The following is a 21,661-nucleotide window of genomic DNA, read 5'->3' as shown; positions in this document are numbered from 1 at the left end:
TGCATCAAGTCGACCGGCGACATCGGGCCATTGGTCCCTTGCCCCTCCGCCCGCCCTCTGCTCGCGGACGGGCGTTCGCAGTGCGAAGGTATGGTCGATATGACCAGCTTCCGAGGCGACGGGACGGAGACATCCGCGTGGCGCGCAGCGTGTACGTGACCGGGATCGACCGGGGGGACGGCCGGCAGGCGGTCGAACTCGGGGTCATGGAACTGCTCACCCGCCAGGTGGACCGGGTCGGGGTGTTCCGCCCGCTGGTGCACGCCGCCGCGCCCGGCGAGCCCGGGACGGACCACATGGTCGAGCTGCTGCGCGGGCGCTACCGGATCGACCTGCCGAGTGCGGAGCTGTACGGGCTCACCTATGACGAGGCCGCCGCGCTGCAGGCCGCGCAGGGGCAGGACGAGCTGGTCTCCACCCTCGTCGACCGGTTCCGCGCGGTGGAGCGGCGCTGCCAGGCGGTGCTGGTGCTGGGCACCGACTTCGCCGACACCAACATCCCGGACGAGCTGGCCTTCAACGCCCGGCTGGCCAACGAGTTCGGCGCCGCCGTGCTGCCGGTGGTCGGCGGACAGGGCAAGGAGGCGGAGGCGGTGATCGCCGAGGTGCGCAACGCCCACCGGGCGTACACCGACCTCGGCTGCGAGACCCTGGCGATGATCGCCAACCGGACCGCCCCCGGCGCCAAGCAGCGGATCCAGCGCACCCTCACCGAGAAGCTGCCGATCCCCGCCTACGTCATCCCGGAGGAGCCGGCCCTGGCCGCGCCGACCGTCGCCCAGCTGGTGGAGGCGACCGGCGCCGAGGTGCTGCTCGGCGACGCGGCCGGCCTGGCCCGGGACGTGCGCGGCTTCGTCTTCGGCGGCGCCATGCTGCCGACCTTCCTGGACGCGCTGACCGACGGCGCCCTGGTGGTCACCCCCGGGGACCGCGCCGACCTGGTGATCGGCTCGCTGGCCGCGCACGCGGCCGGCGCCCCGCCGATCGCCGGCGTGCTGCTGACCCTGGGCCAGCACCCCGGCCCGAACGTGCTGGCGCTGGCCGCCCGACTCGCCCCCGGCACCCCGGTCGCGGTCGTCCCGGAGGGCAGCTGGCCCACCGCCGCCACCCTGACCCATCTGGAGGGCAAGCTCGGCTCGGCCAGCCCCCGGAAGGCCGAGATCGCCCTCGGCCTGTTCGAACTGCACGTGGACACCGCCGAGTTGACCAACCGGATCGAGGTCGGCCGGTCCGAGCGGGTGACCCCGATGATGTTCGAGCACGAGCTGCTGGAGCGGGCCCGGGCCGGCCGCCGGCACGTGGTGCTGCCGGAGGGCACCGAGGAGCGGGTGCTGCGCGCGGCCGAGATCCTGCTGCGCCGCAACATCTGCGACCTCACCCTGCTCGGCGACGTGGACGAGGTCCGCCGCAAGGCCGCGGGCCTGGGCATCGTGCTCCCGCAGGACGACCGGGGCGCCGACCGCGCCCAGGTCCGGATCGTCGACCCGACCACCAGCCCGCTGCGCCGCCAGTTCGCCGAGCTGTACGCCCGGCTGCGCGCCCACAAGGGGATGACCGTCGAGCTGGCCCTGGACGTGGTCACCGACGTCTCCTACTTCGGCACCCTGATGGTCCAGGAGGGCATCGCCGACGGCATGGTCTCCGGCGCGGTGCACTCCACCGCGGCGACCATCCGCCCCGCCTTCGAGGTGATCAAGACCTCCCCGGGCGCGTCCATCGTGTCCAGCGTCTTCTTCATGTGCCTGGCCGACAAGGTGCTGGTGTACGGCGACTGCGCGGTCAACCCGGACCCGGACGCCCAGCAGCTGGCCGACATCGCGATCCAGTCCGCCGCCACCGCCGCCCAGTTCGGGGTGGAGCCGCGGGTCGCGATGCTCTCCTACTCGACCGGCACCTCCGGCTCGGGCGCGGACGTCGACAAGGTCCGCAAGGCGACCGAGCTGGTCCGCGCACTGCGCCCGGACATCCTGGTGGAGGGCCCGATCCAGTACGACGCGGCGGTGGACGAGAACGTCGCGGCGACCAAGCTGCCGGGCTCGGCGGTGGCCGGCCGGGCGACCGTGCTGATCTTCCCGGACCTCAACACCGGCAACAACACCTACAAGGCCGTCCAGCGCTCGGCCGGCGCGGTCGCGGTCGGGCCGGTGCTGCAGGGGCTGCGCAAGCCCGTCAACGACCTCTCGCGCGGCGCGCTGGTGCAGGACATCGTCAACACGGTGGCGATCACCGCCATCCAGTCCCAGGACGACAAGGAGCCGCAGGCATGACCGGTGGAACGCGCGTCCTCGTCCTCAACGCCGGCTCCTCGTCGGTGAAGTACCAGCTGATCGACATGCTGGACGGCGCCCGGCTGGCCTCCGGGCTGGTCGAGCGGATCGGCGAGACCGGCGGCCGGCTGGTGCACACCCCGCGCACCGGGGACGGGCGCGAGCTGCGGCAGCCCTTCCCGGACCACTCGGCCGCGCTGAAGGCCGTCGCCGAGGAGCTGTCCGCCGACGGCATCGGGCTGGACTCGCCCGAGCTGGCCGCGATCGGCCACCGGGTGGTGCACGGCGGCAAGCGGTTCACCGAGCCGACCGTGATCACCGACGAGGTGCTCACGGAGATCCGCCGGCTGATCCCGGTCGCGCCGCTGCACAACCCGGCCAACATCACCGGCATCGAGGTGGCCCGCGCGCTGCGGCCCGACCTGCCGCAGGTGGCCGTGTTCGACACCGCCTTCCACGCCTCGATGCCCGAGTACTCGGCCCGGTACGCGATCGACAAGGCCGTCGCGGACGAGCACCGGGTGCGCCGCTACGGCTTCCACGGCACCTCGCACCAGTACGTCTCGCGGGCCACCGCCCGGCTGCTCGGCAAGGACCCGGCCGAGGTCAACGTGATCGTGCTGCACCTGGGCAACGGCGCCTCCGCCTCGGCGGTCAGCGGCGGCCACTGCCTGGACACCTCGATGGGCCTCACCCCGCTGGAGGGCCTGGTGATGGGCACCCGATCGGGTGACATCGACGCGGGCGTGGTGTTCCACCTGCACCGGGTCGGCGGGCTGTCCGTGGACGAGATCGACGACCTGCTCAACCGTCGCAGCGGCCTGCGCGGGCTGTGCGGCGAGAACGACATGCGCGAGATCATGCGTCGTGCCGACGCGGGGGACGCGGACGCGAAGCTCGCCTTCGACGCCTACGTCCACCGGCTGCGCAAGTACATCGGCGGCTACTACGCGGTGCTCGGCCGGGTGGACGCGATCGCGTTCACCGCGGGTGTCGGGGAGAACGCCGCGCCGGTGCGTGCGGCGGCCACCGCCGGGCTGGAGGAGCTGGGCATCGCCGTGGACCCGGAGCTGAACTCGGTCCGCTCCGGCGGGGCCCGGATCATCTCGCCGGAGTTCTCCCGGGTGGCGGTCGCGGTGGTGCCCACCGACGAGGAGCTGGAGATCGCCCGTCAGGCGTTCGCCCTGGTGCACCGCGAAGGTGAACAGTCCGAGGACTGACACGGAATTGTCTCGCCCCTCGGGACACTTCGTCGGCGATTCCCCCCGGTTCGCGCCGAATGCGCGTATAAGACGAACGGATAGACTGACCGATATGCGCCGAGCGAAAATTGTCTGCACCCTGGGTCCGGCGACGGACTCCTACGAACAGCTGAAGGCCATCGTCGAGGCGGGCATGAACGTCGCCCGACTGAACATGAGCCACGGCAACCACGCGGACCACGAGGAGCGGTACCGCAAGGTCCGCCAGGTCTCGGAGGACACCGGCAAGGCCATCGGCGTCCTGGCCGACCTCCAGGGTCCCAAGATCCGTCTGGCGACCTTCGCCAACGGCCCGGTGACCGTCGACAACGGCGACGAGTTCACCATCACCACCGAGGACGTCCCCGGTGACCAGCACATCTGCGGCACCACCTACAAGGGCCTGCCCGGCGACGTGAAGCCCGGCGACCCGATCCTGATCAACGACGGCGTCATCGCCCTGGAGGTCGTCAGCGTCGACGGCCCGCGGGTGAAGACCGTGGTGGTCGAGGGCGGCGTGCTCTCGAACAACAAGGGCATCAACCTGCCCGGCGCGGCCGTGAACGTGCCCGCCCTGTCCGAGAAGGACAAGGACGACCTGCGCTTCTCGCTGCGCCTGGGCGTCGACATGGTCGCCCTGTCCTTCGTCCGCAACGCGGACGACATCAAGGACGTCCACGAGGTCATGGACGAGGTCGGCATCCGGGTGCCGGTCATCGCCAAGATCGAGAAGCCGCAGGCCGTCGAGGCCATGGAGGAGATCGTCCTCGCCTTCGACGCCATCATGGTCGCCCGCGGCGACCTGGCCGTCGAGTACCCGCTGGAGCGGGTGCCGCTGGTCCAGAAGCAGCTGATCACCCTGGCCCGCCGCAACGCCAAGCCGGTCATCGTCGCCACCCAGATGATGGAGTCGATGATCCACGCCTCGCGGCCGACCCGCGCCGAGGTCTCCGACGTCGCCAACGCCATCCTGGACGGCACCGACGCGGTGATGCTCTCCGCCGAGTCCAGCGTCGGCAAGTACCCGGTCGAGACCGTCCGCACCATGAGCCGGATCTGCGAGAAGGCCGAGGAGGAGCTGGTCTCCCAGGGCCTCCAGCCGCTCAACCCGGGCCGCAAGCCGCGCACCCAGGGCGGCTCGGTCGCCCGCGCCGCGTGCGAGCTGGGCGACTTCCTGAACGGCAAGGCGCTGGTCGCGTTCACCAAGTCCGGTGACACCGCGCGCCGGCTGTCCCGCTACCGCTCGCCGATCCCGGTGGTCGCGTTCACCCCGGACGCGGCCACCCGCAACCAGCTCACGCTGAGCTGGGGCGTCGAGTCGTACGTCACCGAGCAGGTGGCCACCACCGACGCGATGGTCGCGCAGGTCGACCGCGAGCTGCTGAAGATGGGCCAGCTGACCGAGGGCGACACCGTGATCGTCACCGCCGGCGTCCCGGTCGGCATCCCCGGCACCACCAACATGGTGCAGGTGCACCGCCTGGGCTCGCACGGCGAGTGACGCCCCGGTAGGACCGTACGAACGCCGGTGGGCCGGCCCTCCCCTGACGGGAGGGCCGGCCCACCGGCGTTGCGGTGTCCGCCACTTGGCGGCTCTGCGCTACTTGTCGCTGTAGGGCGCGTCGTCGTTGAACAGGTGCATCCCCGGGATGTGCAGGGTGCCGCCGAACTGGCCGGCCTGGATGGCGGTGACCCCGGTCAGCTCCAGGTCCAGCGGGATCGGGATGGCGCCGATCAGGTCGTACAGCCAGCGCGGCAGGGTGTCCGGGGTGAGGGTGATCTCGCCCAGGTCGATCGGGATCGGCAGGCCCAGCAGCTTGGACAGGTGGCCGGACAGCCGCTCCACGTACATGGTGACCGGGCCGTTGCGCATGGTCGAGGTCGAGCCGGGGGCGCCCTGGACGTGGAAGGTGACGCCGTTGCCCTCCAGGGTCGACATGTCGAGGTTCTCGATGTCCACGCTGTCGACCACGAACTTCAGCACCCGCTTGGTGCCGGTCGGGGTCTTCACGTCGTAGACCCCGTGGAAGACCGCGCCGTGCAGGCCGAGCCGGCTGGTCTTCAGCGTCCAGTTCTGCTCCGGGACGACCTGGTCGGTGGCGGCCCGGCCGGCCGTCAGGTTGCGGGCGTCCACGTCGCAGTTGGGGTTCGCGGTGGGCGAGGCGGACGGCGTCGGGGTCGCCGCCGGGGTCGCCGGGGCGTCCGCCGACGGGGTCGCGGACGGCGTCGCGGACGGGGCCGACCGGGTGGCGGACTTCCCGCCGGGGGCGGGGGCGGTGGCGGTCGGCGAGGGCTGCCCGGCCGTGGGCTCGGCGGCGGACGGGGCGGCCTGCTCCGTGGCATCCGACGGGGCCTGCGACTGGGGCTGGGGCTGCGCCGGGGTGCCGACCCGCGGGGCCGGGGCGGCCGGCGGCTTCGGGGTGGCACTGGGTGTCACGCTCGGCGACGGACTGGGCGAACTGCCCGGGTTCAACAGGTGGTTGATGCCGCCGACGAGGTCGTCGATCAGCCCGGCCGGCCGCGCGGCGGCCGTCCCGCCGGCGTCGCCCCGGTAGACCGCGCTCACCGCACCCGCGCCGCCGGTGGCGTCGGAGCCGAGGGCGGACCGGGTGGCCGTGGTGGTGCCCGGCTTCACCGGCGTGGTGGCCGGCGCCCCCGTGGGCGTCCCCGTCGGAGACTGGCTCGGGGCCGTCGTCGGTGCCTGGGTCGGCGCGGTGGTCGGCACCACGCTCGGGTCGGTCGAGGGCGTGCCGGGTGCGGGCGGCGGCTCGGGCAGCTCGCTCTTGGGGACGGGCGTCTCGATCGGCGTCACGTCCGGCACCGCCACCGGCGCGTTGCCGCACGGCTTGCCCGCCGCCGACTCGGCGACCGCCGGGTTGGGCGTGTAGGCCGCCGCCATCAGCAGCGCGGTCGGCACCGCGGCCATCGCCAGTGCCCGGCCTCTCAGCCGCACCCGTACGGGCGTGCGCGGCGCCGCGTGCCGACCGGAGCGCCGCTCGGGGGCGGCTGTGCCCTCCGGTTGTTCGGCCGACCCGCTCACTTCGCCTCCTCCTGCTCCCCGGCGGTGCCCTGCCGGGGGACGGACGCCTCGGCGGCCGACTGCGCGGACCCGGCCGGGGCGGGCGACTCCTGGGGCGCGGCCTGGGCGGGCAGCTCGGCGGTGGGCGCCTCGGCGGCCTCGGAGACCGCCGGAGCCTCCGGCTCGGCCTCGGCAGCGGCGGCCGGCTCGGTGGCGACGCTCTCGGCCACGGCGGTGCCCGCCGGCTTGCCCCGGCGCGCGGCCCGGTGCCCCTTGGCCGGCCCGGTGGCCGGCTCCGGCATCGGAGCCCAGGAGACCATCAGCCCGCCGCCGATCAGACCCGGCAGCAGGGCCAGGCCGAAGCCCCCGAGATTGGAGACCGGGAGCGAGACCAGTGTCAGCAGGATGGTCGCGATGCCCGCGAAGACGCGTACGGCGGGCTGGAACCAGCCGGTCAGCCCGAGGATGATCATCAGCACCCCGATGATCAGCGACCCGGCGCCCGCGGTGGTGGACATCGCGATGGTCAGCCCGCCGAACGACAGGTGCGCGTACGGGAAGTAGAGGATCGGGACGCCGGCGATCATGGCCAGCAGGCCGCCCCAGAAGGGCCTGGTGCGGCGGAATTCACGGAAGTGCCGCCAGAGCCAACCGATGGGGTTCTGCTGGCGGGGCCGCGTCTCGACCGTTGCGCTGGACATGGTGCAACTCCTCGACGTCGCTACGAGGTTGGAACGAAAAAGGGGGGTGGCCGAGGAGCGGCGGTGGTCCGCCGCCCCCCGGCCCCAGGTGGCCCGTCATCCGGGCACGCCGCCAGGCGTGCCGTCAGCCAGGGCTCAGAAGCACTCGTTGCCCGGGCCGTCGCCGCTCTTCAGCGCGAGGTTCAGGCCGTTCAGCTTGAAGGTGCCGGCCGAGGTGGCCCGCGCGGTCTGCTGGACGGCGCTCAGGTCGGCGACCTTGGCGGACTGGGCGAAGCCGGTCGGCCCGCTCGGCAGGCCGGCGCCGCCGCCCGCCTTGGTGACCCCCGCGTGCGGGGCCCAGCCCTGGGTGGCCGAACCCGAGAGGGTGGAGGCGTCCTGGCCGATGTTCATCTGCTGGAAGGTCGCGTCCGCCTTCAGCTGCTCCAGGTCGATCAGCAGGTTGTCGGCCTGGACCGGCTTGCCCGCCTCGGTGCCCGCGTGCAGCTGGAGGGTGATCTTGCCCAGCCCGAAGGCGGACAGGTCGGTCACCACCGACTGGCACAGGTTGGTGATGTCGGCGTGGTCGAAGGCCGAGACCGCGACCGGGTGCGGCTTGCCGTTCGCCTCGATGTCGACCGAGCCGAACTGGGCGAAGTTGGTGCCGTGCAGCTGGTCGGTGCTGACCTTGAACTGCTGGCCGGAAATGCTGAACGAGGCGGCGAGCGCGCTGTTGGCGATCGAGACGCCGACCATCGCGGTGGCCGCGACGCTGGGCACCATCACCAGGGCGAAGCGCTTCCAGCGGGTCTTGCCGTAGGTCTTGGACATGCGAGTCCTCCTTCTAGGACGTACATCTCCGGCTCCCCGGCGGCGCGTCCCGCACCGGTGGGGGCCTGGGATGGGAGAGAGCTACGTCCTCGGTAGCGGAGAGCGCCTTGGGCGTCGTCGGACGCGGGAGCCGCCTGCGTACCGCGGCACTCCCGTCCCGGAACCGGCCGTCCTTGCGGGACGACGGGTCGGACCGACGACATCGGCGATCACCCCCGAGCGACAACCTGCGACCGCGCGGGACCGCGCGGCCGGTCGAGGACAGGAACCGCCGTGGGACCGCGGATACCCCCCTGCCCTCCCTACCGCCGACCGAAGCCGGCGGATCACCCGGTGGGGATCCCGCGCTCCGCGTGGCCGACCGGCTGTCGGAGGGTGTGGAGTCTGGGACCGGGCGTGGCCGATCGTGCTTGAATCCCGGGCGAAGCACAAGAGGTGCCTTACTGACGGGTAATGCAACAGCAGGTGGCATTGATCATGGAGTTGACCCGAGTTGCACCGTGCGTGACGTGTTGAAGGAATCGTGACGACGAAATTCGCCGGAAACACCAACGAAACACCCGTGGGTGGTCACTGAACGTGACCACCCACGGGTGAAATCAAGATTTGGTAAACCTCTGTCCGGTTGACCCGATTGTCGCCAAATCACCAGGCGACACCGCAGGTCATCCGACGTGCCAGGCACTCGGTGCCAGGTCCGGGCCCGGACCGCCGCGACCGGGGCGCGGAACCCCGCCCCGACCGGGCCTCAGAACAGCACGCGGGCCAGCGCCGCACGGGCCGTGACGACCCGCGGGTCCTCCGGCCCGATCACCTCGAACAGCTCCAGCAGGCGCAGCCGGGCGGTGTCCCGGTCCTCACCGAAGGTCCGGCCGACGGTGCCCACCAGGCGCCCGAAGGCGTCCTCGACGTGACCGCCCACCAGGTCCAGGTCGGCCGCCCGCAGCTGGGCCTCGACGTCCTTCGGGTCGGCGGCGGCCGCCGACCGGACCGCCTGGAGGTCCAACCCCTCGACCCGCTGGAGCAGTTCGGCCTGGGCCAGGCCCAACTTGGCCTCGGTGTTGCCCGGCTGGTCGGCCAGCACGTCCTGGTACGCCCGGATGGCACCGGCCAGGTCACCGGCGTCCAGCGCGTCGTGCGCGGCGGACAGCGCCGGGTCCTCCGGGCGCTGGGCGGCGACGGCCTCGCCCGGCTCGCCCGGGGCGGCCACGGCGGCGCCGGTGCCGGAGATGCCGAAGCGCTGCTCGGCGACCAGGATCAGCTGGTCCAGCACCTTGCGGACGTTGGCGGCGCTCTCCGCACCCTGGAACAGCGGCACCAGCTGGCCGGCCACCACGGCCATCACGGCCGGGATGCCCTGGATGCCGAACTGCTGGGCGATCAGCTGGTTGGCGTCCACGTCGATCTTGGCGAGCACGAAGGCGCCGGCGTACTCCTCGGCCAGGCCCTCCAGGATCGGGCTGAGCTGCTTGCAGGGCCCGCACCACTCGGCCCAGAAGTCGATGACGACCGGCACCTCGGTGGAGCGCTGGACGACCTCGGTCTCGAAGGTGTCCTCGGTGACGTCGATGACGAGCTGGAGGGCGGGCTGGGGGGCGACTCCGTCCGCTTCGGCGGCGGCCGCCTGGCGGGCCCGCTCGGCCCGGGCCTGCTCGGCCTTCTGGGCGGCCTCACCGGCCGCCTTCACTGCGGCGAGGTCGACCGCACCGCGCAGGGCGGAGCTGTTGAGACGCGAATTCCGTGGCTGCATGGCACCATCCTCCCCCGTCGGCGCTGCTCGCGGACACCAACCTCCGGAAAGTCGCTCCGCGCGGGCTGCGCGATGCGGGTTCCCGGGCGGTGCACCCCTCCCCCGGTAGCCTGAACCGTTCGGCGCGGATCCCCACCCGCACCCGCGCCGCCCCGTCCCACGGGTGCGGCGCCTGGTTGTCACTGCTTTCGCTACAGGTCGTAGCGTAACTGGAGCCGGTGCCCCGGCCGCAAGCCCCACCGACGGTTCGGGGACGTGACCTGCCCCACTTTCCCGACCCGCCCGACTGCCCGAATCCGCGAACAGTCGCTACCGTTACCAGCCCCACCCAGGTTACTTACCAGTACATCGCAAGGAGACCCGGTGCCGGCCGCCCAGCCCTCCGCCAGCCCGGACGACACGGTCCGCCGCAGCACACCCCCGGACAGCACGGGTGGTGCAAGCGGTCCAGGCGGCGCGGGCGCGACCCGGGCCAAGGGCCGCCCGCGCAGCGCCGCCGCCGACCTCGCGATCCTCGACGCCACCCGCGAGGCCCTCGCCGAACTCGGCTGGGGCGGACTGACCATGGGCCACGTCGCCAGCCGCGCCGGGGTCGCCAAGACCACGCTCTACCGCCGCTGGCCCTCCAAGAACGAACTGGTGGTCGACGCCGTCGCCAGCCTCTTCGACGAACTCGTGATGCCCGACCTCGGCAGCCTGCGGGCCGACATCGAGGCCGTGGTGGGCCAGTTCGCCGCCCTGCTGGCCCGTCCGGAGACCCAGGCCGCGCTGCTCGCCCTGTTCGCCGAGGGCACCCGCGACCGGCAGCTGCGCCGCCGGATCCGGGAGGCGATCGTGGACCCGCAGAAGCGGCTGGTCCGACAGGGCCGGGCGGCCGCCCAGGCGCGCGGCGAGCTGGAGGCGGACGCCTGCGCCGCGACGGCCCGCGAGGAGGTCGACATCATCTTCGACACCATCGCCGGGACGGTCGAGCACCGGGTGCTGGTCAGCGGCGAGCCGATCACCCCCGAGTGGACCCGCCGCTTCACCGACCTGCTGCTCGGCCCGCTCACCACCGCCGGCTGAGCCGGGGCACGGCGAGGCCGCCGTACGGAGCGTTCCGTACGGCGGCCCACCCGCTCAGCGACCCACGCGCTCAGCGGCCCATGCGCTCAGGCGGGGAAACGCTCAGAACGTCGCGTTCTCCTGGTACGTCCCCCACTCCTGCCGCAGCGCGTTGCAGATCTCGCCCAGGGTCGCCTCGGCCCGCACCGCGTCCAGCATCGGCGGGATCATCGACTCGCCCGAGCGGGCCGCCACCAGCATCGCGTCCAGCCCGGCCCGCACCGCCGCGTCGTCCCGGGCCGCCTTGCGCTCGCCCAGCACCCGCACCTGCTCGCGCTCGACCTCGTGGCTGACCCGCAGGATCTCCAGCTCGGGGGTGACGCTGCGCGGGTGGCAGTTGACGCCGACCACGCGCTTGTCGCCCTTCTCCACCGACTGCTGGTACTGGAAGGCCGCCTCGGCGATCTCGCCGGTGAACCAGCCGTCCTCGATCCCGCGCAGGATGCCGGCGGTGATCGGGCCGATCGCGTGGTCCTCCCGGCTCTTGTCCTGGCCGCCCTTGTCCAGGATGCGCTGGAAGATCGCCTCGGCCTGCTGCTCGATCCGGTCGGTCAGCGCCTCGACGTACCAGGAACCGCCCAGCGGGTCGGCCACGTTGGTGACGCCGGTCTCCTCCATCAGCACCTGCTGGGTGCGCAGGGCGATCTCGGCGGCCTGCTCGGAGGGCAGCGCCAGGGTCTCGTCCAGCGCGTTGGTGTGCAGCGAGTTGGTGCCGCCGAGCACCGCGGAGAGCGCCTCGACCGCGGTGCGGACCACGTTGTTGTACGGCTGCTGGGCGGTGAGCGAGACGCCGGCGGTCTGGGTGTGGAAGCGCAGCCACTGCGCCTTGTCGGTCTTGGCGCCGAAGCGGTCGCGCATCCAGCGGGCCCAGATCCGGCGCGCGGCGCGGAACTTGGCGATCTCCTCGAAGAAGTCCAGGTGGGCGTCGAAGAAGAAGGACAGGCCGGGCGCGAAGACGTCCACGTCCAGGCCGCGGGACAGGCCCAGCTCGACGTAGGCGAAGCCGTCCGCGAGGGTGTACGCCAGTTCCTGCGCGGCCGTCGCCCCGGCCTCCCGGATGTGGTAGCCGGAGACGGACAGCGGCTTGTACGCCGGGATGCCCCGGGCGCAGTGCTCCATCAGGTCGCCGATCAGGCGCAGGTGCGGCTCGGGGGCGAAGAGCCACTCCTTCTGGGCGATGTACTCCTTGAAGATGTCCGTCTGCAGGGTGCCGTTGAGCACCGCCGGGTCCACGCCCTGGCGCTCGGCGGCGACCAGGTACATGCAGAAGATCGGGACGGCCGGACCGCTGATCGTCATCGAGGTGGTGACCTCGCCGAGCGGGATGCCGGCGAACAGCACCTCCATGTCGGCGGCCGAGTCGATGGCGACGCCGCAGTGGCCGACCTCGCCGAGCGACTTCGGGTCGTCCGAGTCGTAGCCCATCAGGGTCGGCATGTCGAAGGCGACCGAGAGGCCGCCGCCGCCCGCGTCGAGGATCATCCGGTAGCGCTCGTTGGTCTGCCGGGCGTTGCCGAAGCCGGCGAACTGGCGGATGGTCCAGGTGCGGCCGCGGTAGCCGGTGGGGTGCAGGCCGCGGGTGAACGGGTACTCGCCCGGCCAGCCGATCCGCTCGAAGCCCTCGACGGGCTGCCCGGGGGCCGGGCCGTAGACCGGCTCGACGCCGTCGCCGGAGAGGGTGGTGAAGTCCGCGTCGCGCTTGCGGGCCTTGTCGTACCGCTGCTGCCAGCGCTGCCGTCCGCGCTCGATGTCCTCGGCGTCCATGGGCCGAACTCCGCTCCGTACGGCCGCCACGGCACCGGGCGGCACAGCTATTAGGACGTCCTACTAATTTACTCGGACGTCCTACTAGTTGTCGACGGAGACCCGCCCCGAAGAACCACGGCGCTGGGCCCCGGAAACGCCGAGGGCGCCCCTCCCCCGGTCGGGGAGGGGCGCCCTCGCGGGGCCGGTGCGGTTCGGCTCAGACGCCGGCCGGCTGGCGGGCGTCGCCGGCCGGGAGCCGCTCGGCGGCCTCGCGGGCCACCTTGCGCTCGAAGACGAAGGAGAGGAACGGGATGCAGCCCGCCGCCAGGGTCAGCACCAGCCGGCCGAGCGGCCACTTCAGCTTCTGCCCGAGCAGGAAGGTCACCACGAAGTACCCGATGTACAGGTAGCCGTGCAGCATCGCGACGTAGGTGGTCAGGTCCTCGGCGGTGCTGAAGCCGTACTTGGCGACCATGAAGCCGCAGAACACCAGCAGGGCCGTGCCGGTCGCAATGGCCAGGCCGCGGTACCAGCCCAGCAGGGGGGTCGCCTTCATGATCTTCCTCGCCTCGCTCGGCATTCTCGGCCGGTACGCCCGGATCCGCGCACCGCTCCCACGAGGGTAGCCGTCCTCACGGCCGCTCCCGAGCAGCCCCCTCGCCCGGATCGGTGAAGTCGCCCGCCGCCACCCGCAGCGGCTTGAGCAGGTCGAACACCTGGCGGCACTGGTCGGGGCCGTACTCCTCCAGCCCGAACTCCATCGCCATCAGCTCCCGGGTGGCCTCCTCGACCACCTCGCGGCCGCGCCCGGTGATCGCGGCGAGCACCCCGCGGCCGTCCAGCGGGTTGGGGCGGCGGGCGACCAGCCCGGCCCGCTCCAGCCGGTCGACGGTGTTGGTGACGCTGGTCGGGTGGACCATCAGGCGCTCGCCGATCTTGGAGAGCGAGAGCTCGCCGGTCCGACTGAAGGTGAGCAGCACCAGCGCCTCGTACCGGGCGAAGGTCAGACCGTACGGCTTGAGCACCGCGTCGACCCGGGAGAGCAGGATCTGGTGGGCGCGCATGATCGAGGTGATCGCCGCCATCGAGGGCACGGTGCCCCAACGGCGGGCCCACAGTTCGTCGGCGCGGGCGATCGGGTCGAAGTCGAGTGCGAGGGGCTTGGCCACCTCCTTACCGTACCGGCGGACGGGACGTGTGCTACCAGCCGTCCTGATGGTGGACAAGCGCGACGCGTGGCGGGATCCCGCCAATCGGACGGCCAGGTCCATACCTGGACATTGCGTCGGTGTGAACGCACGACAACGGCCGCCCGGCACACCGGGGTTGACGGTCGAACGGGCGAACGCCGCAGTAACAGGCCCCGGTTCGGACCGGAACCCGCTGAAAGTCCGGGCAAAAGACCCGCTTTGTCCTTCCGTTCACAATCCCCGTCCTTGGCGGGACTTGGCCAATTCATGAAGAAGACCTGTCATTTGATTTGCTCGATTGTCATGCTTTCCGCCAACCCCGTTCGACCGCCACCACCCCCACCCAACCGGTGGCGGCCGCCCGAACGCCCGGGGTTCCCGCACGTCAGCGCCCGTCCCGCCCCGAAGGTGCCGATCCCGGCCCCCGGGACGCGGCGCGACCGCGCCCACACGCGGTTTCCCGGAAGGACTCGTCCGTGAAGCGAAAGCTCGCCGCAGTCGCCGTACTCTCCGCCACCGCGCTCCTCACCGGTGTCGTCCAGGCCGGCGCCGCGCAAGCCGGTGCCGCCCCGCAGCCCCGCAGCGGCGCCCAGCAGCACGCCGACCTGCTCGCCCAGGCGAACGGCCGGGCCGGCCAGGTCGCCCACGCCCTGTCCCTCGGCGGCCAGGAGCAACTGGTCGCCAAGGACGTCGTGGTGGACACCGACGGCACCCGTCACCTCCGCTACGAGCGCACCCTCGCCGGGCTCCCCGTCCTCGGCGGCGACCTGGTCGTGCACCAGAAGGCGGACGGCACCACCACCGCCGTCGACAAGGCGATCGGCGCGCAGCTCGCCCTGCCGAGCCTCACCCCGCAGATCCCGGCGGACAAGGCCGCCGCCCAGGCCACCGGCGCCGTGCAGTCCACCGTCGGCATCACGGTCGACGAGGACGAGGCGCCGCTGACCGAGGTGCACCAGGCGGGCAAGGCCGAGCTGGTCGTCTGGGCCGCCGACGGCAGCCCGCGGCTGGCCTACCGCACCACCGTCGAGGGCCTGCGCGCCGACGGCACCCCGAGCAGCCAGCTGCTGGTCACCGACGCGGCCACCGGCCAGGTGCTCTCCACCCACGAGCAGGTGCAGACCGCCTCCGGCAGCGGCAAGGGCGTCTTCGTCGGCACCGTCCCGCTGACCACCACCCAGAGCGGCAGCTCGTACCAGCTCAAGGACGCCGGCCGCGGCGGCCAGGCGACCTTCACCCTGAAGAACAAGACCTCCGGCAGCGGCACCCTGGTCGCCAACACCACCAACAGCTTCGGCAACGGCCTGGTCTCCAACCAGGAGTCCGCCGCCGTGGACGCCCAGTACGGCGCCGCCGCCACCTGGGACTTCTACAAGAACACCTTCGGCCGCAACGGCATCCGCAACGACGGCGTCGGCGCGGTCAGCCGGGTCCACTACGGCACCAACTACGTCAACGCGTTCTGGAGCGACACCTGCTTCTGCATGACGTACGGCGACGGCGCGAGCAACACCCACCCGCTCACCGCGCTGGACGTGGCCGGCCACGAGATGACCCACGGCGTCACCTCCGCCACCGCGGGCCTCAACTACTCCGGTGAGTCCGGCGGCCTCAACGAGGCCACCTCGGACATCTTCGGCACCATGGTCGAGTGGTACGCCAACCTGGCCGCCGACAAGCCGGACTACCTGATCGGCGAGCAGATCAACATCAACGGCGACGGCAAGCCGCTGCGCTACATGGACCAGCCCTCCAAGGACGGCCGCTCGGCCGACTACTGGTCCTCCTCGGTCGGCGGCCTGGACGTCCACTACTCGTCCGGCGTGGCCAACCACTTCTTCTACCTGCTCGCCGAGGGCAGCGGCGCCAAGACGATCAACGGCGTCAGCTACAACAGCCCGACGTACAACGGCTCCAGCCTCGCCGGCATCGGCCGGGACAAGGCCGCGGCGATCTGGTACCGCGCGCTGACCACCTACTTCACCTCCACCACCAACTACGCGGCGGCCCGCACCGGCAGCCTGAAGGCCGCGGCGGACCTGTACGGCGCGAGCAGCGCCGAGTACAACGCCGTCGCCGCAACCTGGACCGCCGTCAACGTCAAGTGACGTACGGCGGTAGGTGAGCTGGACGCCCGGGGCCTCGTTGGAGGGCAGGCCCCGGGCGTCCGTCCATGCCCGCCGTCGGTCCGCCCCGTCGGCCGTCCACGCCCGCCGTCCGTCCGCCCCCGCCGTCCGCCCCCGCCGTCCGTCCCCGCCGTCCGTCCACGCCGTCCGCCCCCATCGGCCGTCCCCGCCCGTCGGCAGCGACTCCCGGCCATTCACCGCGGCCGCACTGTCCTTTCCCGGCCCGGATTGTCATGCTTATGACGAGGCCTTGCCGGTCGCCCCGGACCACCCCCGGTAAGAAACGGCGACAGGCTGCCGCGGCCCTTTGGGAGAGGAGGCCGTGGCAGCCTGTCGAGCGCCCCGACGGGCGGGGTCGGGCCGGCGGGACGGGATCAGGCGGTCGCGGGCTGCAGCTCCCCGCGCTCCTCGCGCCCGAGCATCCGCTCCGCGACGAAGCCGCCGAACGGCAGCACCGAGAGCACGAACAGCAGGACGCCGCGCTTGGCGTCCCACTTCTGCGCCTGCCAGGCCTGGATCCAGAAGACCACGTAGAGGATGAACAGGATCCCGTGGACCATGCCCATCACCGGCACCGCGTCGAAGGAGGTGGTCCGCTTCAGCACCGAGCAGATCAGCAGCAGGATGAAGGAGATCCCCTCGGGGGCCGAGATCAGGCGCAGGCGGTGGACGGCGCTGCTGTTCACGTCGATTACCTCAATACGGGGGTCGGAGGCGCGGGCACGCTTGTGAAGCGACTCACAAGCCTTCGGGCCATTATCACCGAGCACATCTCCGGATCATCGGCCGGGGGTGGCCACCGTGCCGGATGTCACAGCCCCGCGCCAGAAGGCGGCCGGACGGGGCGGCGCGTCGCCCGCACCCCCTATCCTGCTGCCCGCGCGCCCTGCGAACCGGGCGTCGCCGGCATCGCACACGGGGGGTAGCCACCACATGTTCAAGCGCGACTGGGACCGCAGGACCTGCGCCAAGCGCGGCCACGTCACCTACCGGCCGACCGAGCCCGAACTGGCCGGCCGGCTGCACGCCGCCACCGCCGTCGGCGACGCCTGGCGCTGCCTGCGCTGCGGCGACTTCGCGCTCGGCGCCCCGCACGGCTCCGGCCCGGCGGCGGACGCCCCGCTGGTGCCGCGCGGCAAGGCGCTGCGGGACCTCTTCATCCTGCGCTTCCTGGCCGTCGAGCGGGTGCTGCGCGGAGTGATCATCATCCTGATGGCCTGGGGCGTCTGGAAGTTCTCCAACAGCCAGGAAGCCGTCCAGCGGATCTTCGAGCAGGACCTCACGGTCTTCAAGCCGGTCACCGACCACTTCCACTGGGACCTCGACCACGCGCCGGTCGTCGAGACCATCCGCAAGACCTTCGGCTACCAGAAGAAGACCCTGCTGATCGTCGCCGGCGCGATGATCGCCTACGCGCTGATCGAGATCGTCGAGGCGGTCGGCCTCTGGTTGGGCAAGCGCTGGGCCGAGTACCTGACCGTGGTCGCCACCGCCGCCTTCCTCCCACTGGAGGGCTACGAACTGCACGAGCACGTCAGCGCGGTGAAGATCTGCACGCTGGCCCTGAACATCGCCGCGGTGCTCTGGATCATGCTCTCCAAGCGGCTGTTCGGCCTGCGCGGCGGCGCGGCCGCCTTCGAGGCGGAGCGCCACTCGGCCTCGCTGCTGGAGGTCGAGGAGGCGGCCGGCACCGTCCCCCACCCCGACCGGACCCACGGGGCGCACGCACGCTCCTGACCCGAACCATTGTCCCGGGCCCGTCACGGTTCGTCCCCGCCCTCTCGCCCGGCCGCCCCCGCGGCGGCTAGATTGCGGCCGTGGCACAGTTCAGACTCCAGGGATCGCGGGTGCTCGCCGTCGAGTTGGGCGGGGACGCCGTCAAGGCCCGGCACGGCTCGATGGTCGCCTACACCGGCCAGATGACCTTCAAGAAGCTGACCGGCGGCGGGGACGGACTGCGGGGCATGGTCGCCCGCAGACTGACCGGCGAGCGGATGACCGTCATGGAGGTGAAGGGGCAGGGCACCTGCTACTTCGCCGACAAGGCCACCGAGATCAACCTGGTCCGCCTCGACGGGGAGACCCTCTACGTCGAGGCGGACAACCTGCTGTGCACCGAGGCCGGACTGCACACCGGCACCAGCTTCACCGGGCTGAACGGCGTCTCCTCGGGCAACGGCTTCTTCACCACCAAGGTGGAGGGCCACGGTTGGGCCGCCGTGACCTCCCACGGCCCGGCCGTGATCCTGCGGGTCGGCAAGGACATGCCGCTGCGGGTCGACCCGGGCGCGTACATCGCGCACACCGGCGATCTGCACCGCAGCGTCCGGTCGGGCGCGGGCTGGACCACGGTGATCGGCGAGGGCGGCGGCGAGGCCGTCCAGGTCGAGTTCACCGGCGAGGGTCTGGTGTACGTCCAGCCCTCCGAGAAGAGCACCGTCGGGGGTGACGTCTGATGGCCTTCACCCGGATCAACGGGAAGCTGGTCGAGGCCCGGGTGGAACCCGGGCAGCGGCTGTTCAGCCAGCGCGGGGCGATGATCGGGTACACCGGCGAGGTCCGGTTCACCCCGAGCATCACCGGCGGGCAGGGCGGGGTGATGTCGATGATCGGCCGACGGGTCGCGAACGAGGACACCCCGCTGATGACCGTCGAGGGCCAGGGCCGGGTGATGTTCGGCCACGGCGGCCACCACGTCCACGTGATCGACCTGACTGGCGACACCCTGTTCGTCGAGGCGGACCGGCTGCTCGCCTTCGAGGGCACGCTGCGGCAGTCCACCGTGTTCCTCGGCTCGCAGGGCGGGGTGATGGGCATGGTCCGCGGCCAGGTCAGCGGGCAGGGCCTGTTCACCACCCGGCTGGAGGGGCACGGCTCGGTCGCGGTGCTGGCCCACGGCGGCGTCTTCGAGCTGCCGATCGTCCCCGGACAGCCGGTGCACGTCGACCCGCAGGCGTACGTGGCGCACCGCGGCGAGGTGCGCAACAAGCTCTCCACCGCGATCGGTTGGCGCGAGATGATCGGCCGCGGCTCGGGCGAGGCGTTCCAGCTGGAGCTGTCCGGACAGGGCACGGCGTACGTCCAGGCGAGCGAGGAGAAGCTCTGATGTCCCACCCGCCGCAGCCGCCGTACGGGGGGCACTCGCCGCACGACCAGCCGACCCAGCCGGGCTTCACGGTGCCGCCGGTGCCGCCGCACCGCGGCCGCTCCTCGGACTACCCGCCGCCCCCGCCCCCGCCGCCGCCCGGGTACGCCCCGCAGTCCGGGTACGCCCCGCAGTCCGAGTACCCCACGCCGCCTCAACAGCCGTACGCCCAGGAGCAGTTCGGAGGCACCCAGGCCCCGCTGCCGACGACCCACGGCAGCGCCGGCCCGGTGGTGCACGACGCGTACACCCTGCCGGCCGGCGACAACGTCAACCCGTACGCCTTCTCCGTCGAGCTGAACGGCTCCTACTTCCTGCAGAAGGGCAAGATGGTCGCCTACTACGGCGACATCACCTTCCGCGGCGTCGGCGCGGGCATGGTCGACCGGGTGCTCGGCCAGCACTTCAACTCGCCGCTGCACGCGGCGGACTGGGTGGTCGCCCAGGGCCGCGGCAAGCTGCTGCTGGCCGACCGCGCCTTCGACCTCAACTCCTACGACCTGGACGACGGCAACCTGACCGTCCGCTCCGGCAACCTGCTCGCCTTCGACCCGACGCTGCGGCTCAAGCAGTCGATCATCCCGGGCTTCCTGACCCTGCTCGGCACCGGCCGCTTCGTCGCCGCCTCGAACGGGCCGGTGCACTTCGTGGAGCCGCCGGTCCGGGTGGACCCGCAGGCGCTGGTCGGCTGGGCGGACTGCCCGGCGCCGTGCCACCACTACGACCACGACTACCTGCACGGGGTGGTCGGCGGCCTGCGGCGGCTGACCGGCATCGGCGGGGCGTCCGGCGAGGAGCACCAGTTCGAGTTCATCGGCGCCGGGCAGGTGCTGGTGCAGTCCAGCGAGCTGCTGATGGCCGAGCGCTCGGTCGGCCGGATGGACGCCGAGGCGGGCGTACCGGCCGGCGGGGTGCCGTCCCAGCCCGACCACGACCCGGGCCGGCCCGGCGTCGGTAACCTGGGCGAACTCGGCCGGCGTTTCGGCCTGTAAACTTGTACAAGATTGAACTAAATCAGCTATGCTGGGTGCCATGGATACGCACACGATCGACGCGGCGGACACCCCTGACCCGCAGCCCGAGGAGGAGACTCCCTGGCTGACCGCCAGGGAGCAGCGGATGTGGCGCGCCCATCTGGAGGTCGCCAAGCTGCTGGAGTACCAGCTCAGCCGTGAACTCCAGCCGCACAGCCTGGCGATCAACGACTACGAGATCCTGGTCGTGCTCTCCGAGGCCCCGGACCACCGGATGCGGATGACCGACCTCGCGACGGCCACCCTGCAGTCGAAGAGCCGGCTCTCCCACCAGATCACCCGGATGGAGAACGCCGGCCTGGTGCTCCGCCAGGAGTGCCCCAACGACCGCCGCGGCCTCTACGCCCACCTCACCGAGCAGGGCTGGGAGACCATGCAGCGGGTCGCCCCCGACCACGTCCGCAGCGTCCGGGCCCACTTCATCGACCGGTTCACCCCGGAGCAGCTCGACGCCATCTACGAGGCCCTCGCCCCGGTCGCCGACCACCTCCGCGGCCTCCGCGGCCGCTCCTAGGCACTGCCCGGGCCGCCCGTTCCCCTGCGGAACGGGCGGCAGGCCGGCTCAGCCCGTGGTCAGGCCGGCCACCAGCTGGTCGGCCGCCCCGTACGGGTCCAGTTCGCCGGAGACGACCCGATCGGCGAGGCCGGCCAGGTGGCGGTCCCCGGAGAGGTCGCCGATCCGGGCGCGCAGTTCGGCCAGCGCGATCGCCTCGATCTCCTGGGCGGCCCGGCGGCGGCGGCGCGCCACCAGCTCGCCGTGCTCCTCCAGCCAGGCGCGGTGCTTCTCCAGCGCCTCGACCACCTCGTCCACGCCCTCGCCGCGCGCCGCGACGGTCTTGACGATCGGCGGGCGCCAGTCCCCCGCCTCGCGGGCCTCGCCGAGGCCGAGCATGTGGTTGAGCTCCCGGGCGGTGGCGTCGGCGCCGTCCCGGTCGGCCTTGTTGACCACGAAGACGTCGCCGATCTCCAGGATGCCCGCCTTGGCGGCCTGGATGCCGTCGCCCATCCCGGGGGCCAGCAGCACCACCGCGGTGTCGGCCTGGGCGGCGACCTCGACCTCGGACTGCCCCACCCCGACCGTCTCGACCAGGATGACCTCGCAGCCGGCCGCGTCCAGCACCCGCAGCGCCTGCGGGGCCGCCCAGGACAGCCCGCCCAGGTGTCCGCGGGTGGCCATCGAGCGGATGAACACCTCGGGGTCGGTCGCGTGGTCCTGCATCCGGACCCGGTCACCGAGCAGCGCCCCGCCGGAGAACGGCGAGGAGGGGTCGACGGCGAGCACCCCGACCCGCTTGCCGAGCCGCCGGTAGGCCGAGACCAGCGCCGAGGTGGAGGTCGACTTGCCGACCCCGGGCGAGCCGGTCAGGCCCACCGTGTACGCCTGGCCGGTGTACGGCGCGAGCGCGGCCATCGCCTCCCGGAGCTGCGGGGCGGCGTTCTCGACCAGCGTGATCAGCCGGGCGACCGCCCGCGGCCGGCCCTCCCGGGCCTGCTCGACCAACGCGGCGACATCGATCATCGGGATCTCCTT

General features: G+C 72.3%; 19 protein-coding genes. 10 read left to right on the top strand and 9 right to left on the bottom strand.

The annotated features are described in order from the left end of the window. The first annotated feature begins 137 nt into the window (after nt 1-137). From pta to pyk, 3 genes are all read left to right on the top strand, one after another. Nucleotides 138-2,267, top strand: a complete 2,130-nt coding sequence (pta, locus tag ABTZ03_RS08225) for a phosphate acetyltransferase (protein WP_350512041.1) — start codon at nt 138-140, stop codon at nt 2,265-2,267. After that, nucleotides 2,264-3,487 carry an acetate kinase gene (locus ABTZ03_RS08220; protein ID WP_350512040.1) on the top strand — a complete coding sequence of 408 codons (1,224 nt, stop codon included), beginning with the start codon at nt 2,264-2,266 and terminating at the stop codon, nt 3,485-3,487. The genes pta and ABTZ03_RS08220 overlap by 4 nt, the downstream gene beginning before the upstream one ends. Before the next feature lie 94 nt (nt 3,488-3,581). After that, the gene (gene pyk, locus ABTZ03_RS08215) at nt 3,582-5,009 is read left to right on the top strand and encodes a pyruvate kinase (RefSeq protein ID WP_350512039.1); all 1,428 of its coding nucleotides are present in this window, start codon (nt 3,582-3,584) and stop codon (nt 5,007-5,009) included. Nucleotides 5,010-5,108: 99 nt separating this feature from the next. Here the strand turns inward: pyk and ABTZ03_RS08210 are convergent, their stop codons facing one another. The 4 genes from ABTZ03_RS08210 to ABTZ03_RS08195 all read right to left on the bottom strand — a co-directional run bounded on the left by ABTZ03_RS08210 (nt 5,109) and on the right by ABTZ03_RS08195 (nt 9,785). Beyond that, a complete protein-coding gene (locus tag ABTZ03_RS08210) occupies nt 5,109-6,548 on the bottom strand; it encodes a hypothetical protein (protein WP_350512038.1) in 1,440 nt (479 codons plus the stop codon). Then, the gene (locus ABTZ03_RS08205) at nt 6,545-7,228 is read right to left on the bottom strand and encodes a DUF6114 domain-containing protein (RefSeq protein WP_350512037.1); all 684 of its coding nucleotides are present in this window, start codon (nt 7,226-7,228) and stop codon (nt 6,545-6,547) included. The genes ABTZ03_RS08210 and ABTZ03_RS08205 overlap by 4 nt, the downstream gene beginning before the upstream one ends. A gap of 135 nt (nt 7,229-7,363) precedes the next feature. Continuing rightward, on the bottom strand, nt 7,364-8,035 hold the full coding sequence (locus ABTZ03_RS08200) for a DUF6230 family protein (protein WP_350512036.1): 672 nt from the start codon (nt 8,033-8,035) through the stop codon (nt 7,364-7,366). Nucleotides 8,036-8,783: 748 nt separating this feature from the next. Then, nucleotides 8,784-9,785 (bottom strand): tetratricopeptide repeat protein, encoded by a 1,002-nt coding sequence (locus ABTZ03_RS08195; protein ID WP_350512035.1) that lies wholly within the window; start codon nt 9,783-9,785, stop codon nt 8,784-8,786. Nucleotides 9,786-10,148: 363 nt separating this feature from the next. Here ABTZ03_RS08195 and ABTZ03_RS08190 point away from each other — a divergent pair, with 363 nt between their 5' ends. Further along, nucleotides 10,149-10,850: a TetR/AcrR family transcriptional regulator gene (locus tag ABTZ03_RS08190; RefSeq protein ID WP_350512034.1), complete on the top strand. Its 702-nt coding sequence runs from the start codon at nt 10,149-10,151 to the stop codon at nt 10,848-10,850. A 102-nt stretch (nt 10,851-10,952) separates the two neighbouring features. Here ABTZ03_RS08190 and icmA read toward each other — a convergent pair whose 3' ends face one another. The 3 genes from icmA to ABTZ03_RS08175 form a co-directional block, all read right to left on the bottom strand. Continuing rightward, the gene (gene icmA / locus ABTZ03_RS08185) at nt 10,953-12,653 is read right to left on the bottom strand and encodes a coenzyme B12-dependent isobutyryl-CoA mutase large subunit (protein ID WP_350512033.1); all 1,701 of its coding nucleotides are present in this window, start codon (nt 12,651-12,653) and stop codon (nt 10,953-10,955) included. A 199-nt stretch (nt 12,654-12,852) separates the two neighbouring features. After that, entirely contained in the window at nt 12,853-13,191 is a 339-nt protein-coding gene (locus ABTZ03_RS08180) for a DUF3817 domain-containing protein (RefSeq protein ID WP_350512032.1), read from the bottom strand. A 76-nt stretch (nt 13,192-13,267) separates the two neighbouring features. Continuing rightward, nucleotides 13,268-13,804 (bottom strand): MarR family winged helix-turn-helix transcriptional regulator, encoded by a 537-nt coding sequence (locus tag ABTZ03_RS08175; protein WP_350512031.1) that lies wholly within the window; start codon nt 13,802-13,804, stop codon nt 13,268-13,270. Between the two features lie 497 nt (nt 13,805-14,301). Between ABTZ03_RS08175 and ABTZ03_RS08170 the strand changes: the two genes are divergently transcribed. Further along, nucleotides 14,302-15,933, top strand: coding sequence for a M4 family metallopeptidase (locus tag ABTZ03_RS08170; protein ID WP_350512030.1), 1,632 nt, complete (start codon nt 14,302-14,304; stop codon nt 15,931-15,933). Nucleotides 15,934-16,325: 392 nt separating this feature from the next. Here ABTZ03_RS08170 and ABTZ03_RS08165 read toward each other — a convergent pair whose 3' ends face one another. Then, nucleotides 16,326-16,643 (bottom strand): DUF3817 domain-containing protein, encoded by a 318-nt coding sequence (locus tag ABTZ03_RS08165; protein ID WP_350512072.1) that lies wholly within the window; start codon nt 16,641-16,643, stop codon nt 16,326-16,328. A gap of 241 nt (nt 16,644-16,884) precedes the next feature. On the opposite strand from ABTZ03_RS08165, the gene ABTZ03_RS08160 reads away from it, so the two are divergent. From ABTZ03_RS08160 to ABTZ03_RS08140, 5 genes are all read left to right on the top strand, one after another. Beyond that, a complete protein-coding gene (locus tag ABTZ03_RS08160; RefSeq protein WP_350512029.1) occupies nt 16,885-17,688 on the top strand; it encodes a DUF2127 domain-containing protein in 804 nt (267 codons plus the stop codon). 80 nt (nt 17,689-17,768) lie between these two features. After that, nucleotides 17,769-18,407: an AIM24 family protein gene (locus tag ABTZ03_RS08155; protein WP_350512028.1), complete on the top strand. Its 639-nt coding sequence runs from the start codon at nt 17,769-17,771 to the stop codon at nt 18,405-18,407. Beyond that, nucleotides 18,407-19,057, top strand: coding sequence for an AIM24 family protein (locus ABTZ03_RS08150; RefSeq protein WP_350512027.1), 651 nt, complete (start codon nt 18,407-18,409; stop codon nt 19,055-19,057). The genes ABTZ03_RS08155 and ABTZ03_RS08150 overlap by 1 nt, the downstream gene beginning before the upstream one ends. A 239-nt stretch (nt 19,058-19,296) precedes the next feature. Beyond that, nucleotides 19,297-20,088: an AIM24 family protein gene (locus tag ABTZ03_RS08145; RefSeq protein ID WP_350512071.1), complete on the top strand. Its 792-nt coding sequence runs from the start codon at nt 19,297-19,299 to the stop codon at nt 20,086-20,088. Between the two features lie 40 nt (nt 20,089-20,128). Continuing rightward, entirely contained in the window at nt 20,129-20,644 is a 516-nt protein-coding gene (locus ABTZ03_RS08140) for a MarR family winged helix-turn-helix transcriptional regulator (protein ID WP_350512026.1), read from the top strand. A gap of 48 nt (nt 20,645-20,692) precedes the next feature. Here the strand turns inward: ABTZ03_RS08140 and meaB are convergent, their stop codons facing one another. After that, nucleotides 20,693-21,649 carry a methylmalonyl Co-A mutase-associated GTPase MeaB gene (gene meaB, locus ABTZ03_RS08135; RefSeq protein WP_350512025.1) on the bottom strand — a complete coding sequence of 319 codons (957 nt, stop codon included), beginning with the start codon at nt 21,647-21,649 and terminating at the stop codon, nt 20,693-20,695. Nucleotides 21,650-21,661: the final 12 nt, after the last annotated feature.

The organism is Kitasatospora sp. NPDC096077 (assembly GCF_040303245.1).
Lineage (GTDB): Bacteria > Actinomycetota > Actinomycetes > Streptomycetales > Streptomycetaceae > Kitasatospora.
This window is presented reverse-complemented; position numbering and strand designations above follow the sequence as displayed.

Excerpts from the sequence above, each read along its gene's own strand:
- ABTZ03_RS08220 (WP_350512040.1), top strand. The coding sequence starts at position 2,264 with ATGACCGGTGGAACGCGCGTCCTCGTCCTCAACGCCGGCTCCTCGTCG.
- pyk (WP_350512039.1), top strand. The coding sequence starts at position 3,582 with ATGCGCCGAGCGAAAATTGTCTGCACCCTGGGTCCGGCGACGGACTCC.
- ABTZ03_RS08205 (WP_350512037.1), bottom strand. The coding sequence starts at position 7,228 with ATGTCCAGCGCAACGGTCGAGACGCGGCCCCGCCAGCAGAACCCCATC.
- ABTZ03_RS08200 (WP_350512036.1), bottom strand. The coding sequence starts at position 8,035 with ATGTCCAAGACCTACGGCAAGACCCGCTGGAAGCGCTTCGCCCTGGTG.
- ABTZ03_RS08195 (WP_350512035.1), bottom strand. The coding sequence starts at position 9,785 with ATGCAGCCACGGAATTCGCGTCTCAACAGCTCCGCCCTGCGCGGTGCG.
- icmA (WP_350512033.1), bottom strand. The coding sequence starts at position 12,653 with ATGGACGCCGAGGACATCGAGCGCGGACGGCAGCGCTGGCAGCAGCGG.
- ABTZ03_RS08180 (WP_350512032.1), bottom strand. The coding sequence starts at position 13,191 with ATGAAGGCGACCCCCCTGCTGGGCTGGTACCGCGGCCTGGCCATTGCG.
- ABTZ03_RS08160 (WP_350512029.1), top strand. The coding sequence starts at position 16,885 with ATGTTCAAGCGCGACTGGGACCGCAGGACCTGCGCCAAGCGCGGCCAC.
- ABTZ03_RS08150 (WP_350512027.1), top strand. The coding sequence starts at position 18,407 with ATGGCCTTCACCCGGATCAACGGGAAGCTGGTCGAGGCCCGGGTGGAA.
- ABTZ03_RS08140 (WP_350512026.1), top strand. The coding sequence starts at position 20,129 with ATGGATACGCACACGATCGACGCGGCGGACACCCCTGACCCGCAGCCC.
- meaB (WP_350512025.1), bottom strand. The coding sequence starts at position 21,649 with ATGATCGATGTCGCCGCGTTGGTCGAGCAGGCCCGGGAGGGCCGGCCG.